General features: G+C 56.8%; 1 protein-coding gene. It reads left to right on the forward strand.

Annotated elements, in window-relative coordinates; translation table 11 throughout:
* Window positions 1-222 precede the first annotated feature (222 nt).
* Window positions 223-432 carry a molybdopterin-binding protein gene (locus tag EN949_RS35640; RefSeq protein ID WP_013531022.1) on the forward strand — a complete coding sequence of 70 codons (210 nt, stop codon included), beginning with the start codon at window positions 223-225 and terminating at the stop codon, window positions 430-432.
* Window positions 433-451: the final 19 nt, after the last annotated feature.

Here is a 451-nt window from a genome sequence, read left to right on the forward strand (position 1 = left end):
ATCACCGCCGCAGCAAAACCGCCAATGGCGATCGCCCTAGATCCAAAACCTTTGCGCGTCATGGAAAACTCTCCCTGGTTTGAAATCCGGCCGGCTCGAAGCCTGCTGACCGATATATCCGTATGAATATAACAAGGGAAGGCCCGGCGCCTCATGAAAGCGTCTGTACGACACCAATTGTTCTGGTAAGACCGGCAAAGAAACCTTGGAAAGGAAACTCCGGTGAAGATCAGCGCCCGCAACGTCCTCAAGGGAACGATCGCCGAGATCGTCAAGGGAGCCACCACCTCGCATGTCAGGATCGACATTGGCGGCGGCGCCATCGTCACCGCCTCCATCACCAACGAGGCCGTCGCCGATCTCAAGCTCGAAAAGGGCAAGCAGGCCTATGCCGTGATCAAAGCCTCGGACGTGATGGTCGGCATCGACTGAAATTTGCGGCCTTAGACCG

The sequence above is a fragment of the Mesorhizobium sp. M7A.F.Ca.US.007.01.2.1 genome (assembly GCF_003998165.1).
GTDB classification, from domain to species: Bacteria; Pseudomonadota; Alphaproteobacteria; order Rhizobiales; family Rhizobiaceae; genus Mesorhizobium; species Mesorhizobium ciceri.